Below are 5,160 nucleotides of genomic sequence, written 5' to 3' on the forward strand. Positions count from 1 at the left end.
AGGCAGATTTCACTGTAGAATTTACTCTTACACACCCAGCATGTGGAATTTAGTCTCGCACACTAATTGCAGATGCTTATTTGGTATGCAAAAAAACAGTAAAATCTGTGCTATTATTTTCATTATAAGTGAGTATTCCGCCTTTGTTAAGAAAAAATGCAGAATTCAGTTCTGCAAATTCCGCAAATTTACAACGTTTATAACCCACTAGCATTTAACTTTTCATTTAAGTGTTTTCCTGTCAATCCCCAAATAAAAAAGACCTATGGTCTCTTTCAAACCATAGGTCCCTTTTTTATTCTGGGATCCACAACGCCTGTCCTTCGTAGATCATGTCCGCATCCTCCAGCCCATTAGCCTCCATGATCCGCGCGATCCCGCTGTTATCTCCATAAAATTTCCTGCTGATGTATCCTAAGCTATCCCCGCTTTCCACGGTATATTTTTTATTTGTCACCTTCTCTGCCGTCGCAGACTGCTGCACATTTTCCGCCTGCTGTACCGCAAATACACTCTGTACCTTCACCCCTTCAAAATCCTCTGCCAGGGTCTGATAGGAAGTCTGCATGGCCATCAGTTCTGTTTCCACCATCCGCAGCCTGTCCAAACTCTGCATCATGGCCAGCCCCATACAAATACAAACCACACAGAGCACACCGCTCACTGCCGCCAGTACCCTGTCATGTTCCTTCTTTGCCTGCTTCACTTCCTTCTCTCGCTTCTGCAGCACCTTTCGAATTTCTTTCGCTGCATCCATCCGTTCCTCTGCTGTGGGCTTTCTTCTCTGTCGCTGTCGGCCTTCTGTCTGCTCCGCTGCAAAAACCTCCGCCTGTCGGCCCCCTTCTTCTGCTTCTTCTCTGGGTCGAATCATGCTGTTCTCCATCATATATTCCTGCATCTCCCGGTTTTTGTCGTAATAAACAAAATACCCTCTGGCCTGCCGCAGCCCCTTTCCTTCCTCATTGTAAATATAAAAGGTATCCAGCTTGTCCATGGTATCTACCACAAACAGCACCTGCCATTTCTCCTTGAAATATTCCTTGTGGAAAGCCTCGTCTCGCGCCATTAAAAATGCTCCAAAACCAGGTTGGCAATGCACCCAACCCACAACACTCATTCCCTTGAAGTAGGTCTGCATCTGCCCGCCAATGTATTCCCATGTCTCGTCACTGAAACATTCTACACCGTTCTGCTGCACCGTTCCTTTCCCCTGGATCGCCCCGGAAATCACCAGCACATCCTGCCCTTCGATCTCGTAATGCTTCCCGATCAGCGCCGCCAGTTTTTCCTTTCCGCCGCCGCTTCTCCCGTATTGGTACAGATATGTATAAACATAATCCTCCACGAAGATCTTCACATGGTTCTCAATGCTCCCCATCTGCTTCGTTCTTGCTGGCACGGAAAAATCCTGTCCTGCCTTGGCATATAAATTGCTGTCACCATCGAAATAATATTGCATGCTGCTTCCTCCTTTTGCGTTCTTCTCGTTACTCAGACTGAAAATCGTATCTTTCCATTCCTGTCTACAAAGATACCATTTCTTCTCCGCATATCCTGTCAAACGCTGTCGCCGCAGCCCCTTTTTCTTCAGCAAAATCCGCCCTTTTCCGCAATAAAAAAAGACGACTTTCATCATTCTCTAAAACCTATTCGTAGGGCTAAGGCCCTACTCATATATTTACTCCACAAATTATTTTGTCATATAAAAAGCATGCGTTCCTGCAAGCAGTCGCATGCTTTTATATTTCCAAAACAGTTTTCTCCGCTTTTTTCACATCAGCGGCGCCAGCCACTTCAGCAGCCATCCTTCGATTCTCAGAAGCAATGTCCCCTTTTTATAATTTTCCAGTGTGATCTCCTGGCATTTTGCCAGCGTTTCCTGAAAATCCTTCTCAATATTTTCAATTTCCTCCACCCGATATAAAAACGCGCCGCACTCAAAATGCAGATACAAGCTTCTGTAATCCAGATTAATGGTACCTACCACTGCTTTCTCATCATCACTGGTAAATACCTTTGCATGTACAAACCCGGGCGTATATTCGTAAATCTTCACCCCCGCCTTTAATAGCGCAGGGTAATGATTCTTCGCCAAGGCAAAAGCAAATTTTTTATCAGGCACATGGGGCAGGATCAGCTTCACATCTACCCCTCTTTTCGCCGCAAAACTCAGCGCCGTGATCATCCTCTGATCAATGATCAGGTATGGCGTCATAATATGCACATACTCCTCCGCTCTGTTCAGAATATCCATATAGACCGTTTCCCCGATCAGCTCGTCATCAAAGGGACTGTCCCCATAGGGCATCACAAACCCGGTTGCCTGCAAATCCTTTTCTTCTTTTGCAAGATATTTTCCATACTCCACTTGCTTTTCAGAAACATTCCACATCTGCAGAAACATCATCGCCAGCCCTTGCACTGCATCTCCTTCCAGCATCACCGCCGTGTCTTTCCAATGGCCATGCTTCTCTACCCGGTTGATGTATTCATCCCCTATGTTGATGCCACCTGTAAACCCCACCTTCCCGTCAATGACGAGAATTTTTCTGTGGTCGCGATTATTGTAATGGGTGGAAAGAATCGGCCGTATCGGGGCAAACATCTTGCACTGGATGCCCTTTGCCTTCAATTCCTCAGGATATTTATAAGGCAGATCAAACATAGCGCAGGTCCCGTCGTACATCACACGAACCTCCACTCCAGCCTTTGCTTTCTCTTCCAAAATCTCCAGTATTTTCTCCCACATATACCCTTCCTTCAGAATAAAATATTCCATAAAAATAAATTTCTCCGCCTTCGCCAGTTCCTCCAGCATCGCTGCAAATTTATCTTCCCCCAATGGAAAATATTTCACTCTTGTGTTCTGGTACACAGGAAAATTCCCGTTTTTATGCACATATCTGGCCAGTCTTACCGTGCCCTTGTCAGCCTCTTCCAATGCGTGCATCACGGCAATATCCTGCTTTACATAATCTTCTGTCCGTTTATAAATATTGTTCAACCGCTTTTCCAGCAGTCGATATCCCGGCTGCATTTCCACATACAAATACAAAGCCCCTCCTACCAACGGCAGTAACATCGTTATAATGGTCCACATCAGTTTGTTTTCCGGGCTTTCCTCTTTGTTGATGATAATCAGAACAATATACAATGCAAAAACCATATATCCACCAAAGATCACGGGGATATACTGGCTGAAAAAATCCACCAGTAAAATCATCAACAAAATTTGGATCACAAACAGCAACGCGATTACCGCCGTGCGGCCATAAATAACCTTCATTGCACCACGGCGCCCTTTTTGCAAAACGATATTCTCTTCTGAAAATCTCTTTTCTTCCGTACTCATTCCTGATCCGCCTCAATTCGATCTCTCAAAGCCTGCATGCGCAGGTCAAGGGCCGCACTGGCTTCCGCGCATTCCTTCAATTCTTTGGATATCTCTTCCGCATTTTCAATATCCTTTTTATATTTCAGTTTGTGCTCCAGACTCGCCCAGAAATCCATGGCAATGGTTCTGAACTGCACTTCCACTTTCATATTCTTCTTCTGTTCGGAAAGGAAAATTGGAATCTCCAGAATCAAATGTAAACTTCTATAGCCATTTTCCTTTGGATGCTTGATGTAGTCCTTCACTTCCAGCACCGTGATATCATCCTGCTGTGTCAACAACTTCGCGGTTGCGTAAATATCATCAGGGAAAGAACAAATCACCCGAATCCCCGCAATGTCCGCCAGGTTTTCCTCAATGCTTTCTGCGGAAAGTTCATATCCCTTTCTGTGCATTTTTTCCAGAATGCTCACAGGAGATTTGATGCGGCTTTTGATGGACTCAAAAGGATTTCGATTGTTTCGCATGGTAAATTCTGCATTCAATACATTCAGCTTTGTTTCCACTTCCATCAGCGCACATCTATATTGCATCATCAATTCCATAAAAGGTCTTGCCTGTTCCAGCCGCACCTCGGGAAATTCAGATGTCATCATCGCTTTCAAATCAAATTCTTTTTTCTCTTTCAATACTTCCATTTCGTCGCCTCCTTTGCGATATTCGAAAAAAAGTATAGCATATCCTTCCCGCTCTTGTCTATTTCCTACCGCAAAAAAGTTTTATTTTCAAACAAATTTATAATTTGTTTAATTAGCGAAAGTCCTTCGGGCTATGCAACTTGCTCCGCAAGTTGATTTAAATGCAAAAAACTCCCGTCCCCACAAGTGGGACGGGAGCATTTCGCTTTTAAATCAGTTTTCTCCGTTTAGGAAAAATTAGCTGTTTGCTTTCGCTGCTTTGTATTTTCTTACAGCGTCAGCCAGTTTAGGCAGGATCTGTTTCAGGTCGCCAACGATACCCAGGTCAGCTACTTCGAAAATAGGAGCGGATTCGTTTTTGTTGATAGCGATGATCAGTTCGGAGTTTTCCATACCTGCAACGTGCTGGATAGCACCGGAGATACCGCATGCCATGTACAGGTCAGGACGTACTGTTTTACCTGTCTGACCAACCTGTCTGTCTTTTTCGATCCAACCAGCGTCTACACATGCTCTGGAGGAACCAACTTCAGCACCCAGTGCATCTGCAACGTCTCTGATGATGTCGAAACCTGCTGCGGAACCGATACCACGGCCGCCGGAAACGATCAGTTTAGCTTCTGTCAGGTCAACAGATTTGTGATCTGCTTTAACAACTTCCAGAATTTCAACGTTCATATCAGCGTCTGTGAAGTTAACGTCGAATTTGATCAGTTCGCCTACTCTTGTTTCGTCTTTAGCGATCATTTTCATAACGCCGGGACGTACTGTAGCCATCTGAGGTTTTGTTCTGGGGCACATCAGTGTAGCCATGATGTTACCACCGAAAGCGGGACGTGTCATCAGCAGAGCTCTTTCGGGTGTTGCGTTACCCATTTCAGCTTCTTTCGCCAGTTCAGCTTCTGTTTTCGCCATTCTCAGACCTGTTGTATCTGCAACCAGACCTGTTTTCACACGGGCTGCTACTCTGGGAGCAACGTCACGGCCGATGGAAGAAGCACCGAACAGCATGATTTCAGGATCGTATGCTTTGATTACTCCTGTTACAGCTTTTGTGTAAGGTTCTGTTACATAGTTTTCCAGCATGGGGTGGTCAACCAGGATAACTTTGTCTGCACCGTAGTGGAA

General features: G+C 45.1%; 4 protein-coding genes. All 4 read right to left on the reverse strand.

What is annotated here, in order from left to right; translation table 11 throughout:
* Positions 1-295: 295 nt before the first annotated feature.
* Entirely contained in the window at positions 296-1,459 is a 1,164-nt protein-coding gene (locus IJ369_RS07170; protein WP_290717634.1) for a LysM peptidoglycan-binding domain-containing protein, read from the reverse strand.
* 312 nt (positions 1,460-1,771) lie between these two features.
* Complete coding sequence (gene cls / locus IJ369_RS07175) at positions 1,772-3,352, reverse strand: cardiolipin synthase (RefSeq protein WP_290717636.1); 1,581 nt, start codon at positions 3,350-3,352, stop codon at positions 1,772-1,774.
* Entirely contained in the window at positions 3,349-4,032 is a 684-nt protein-coding gene (locus IJ369_RS07180) for a GTP pyrophosphokinase (protein ID WP_330612968.1), read from the reverse strand. Before IJ369_RS07180 ends, cls begins: the two co-directional genes overlap by 4 nt.
* Positions 4,033-4,269: 237 nt before the next feature.
* Positions 4,270-5,160, reverse strand: an 891-nt coding sequence (locus tag IJ369_RS07185; protein ID WP_290717638.1) for an electron transfer flavoprotein subunit alpha/FixB family protein, incomplete at its 5' end; no start/stop codon positions are given.

The sequence above is a fragment of the Anaerotignum sp. genome (genome assembly GCF_017483025.1).
Taxonomy (GTDB): Bacteria; Bacillota; Clostridia; order Lachnospirales; family Anaerotignaceae; genus Anaerotignum_A.

Bases quoted from the DNA above. Each gene is read 5' to 3' on its own strand.
- IJ369_RS07170 (WP_290717634.1), bottom strand. From the start codon at position 1,459: ATGCAATATTATTTCGATGGTGACAGCAATTTATATGCCAAGGCAGGA.
- cls (WP_290717636.1), bottom strand. From the start codon at position 3,352: ATGAGTACGGAAGAAAAGAGATTTTCAGAAGAGAATATCGTTTTGCAA.
- IJ369_RS07180 (WP_330612968.1), bottom strand. From the start codon at position 4,032: ATGGAAGTATTGAAAGAGAAAAAAGAATTTGATTTGAAAGCGATGATG.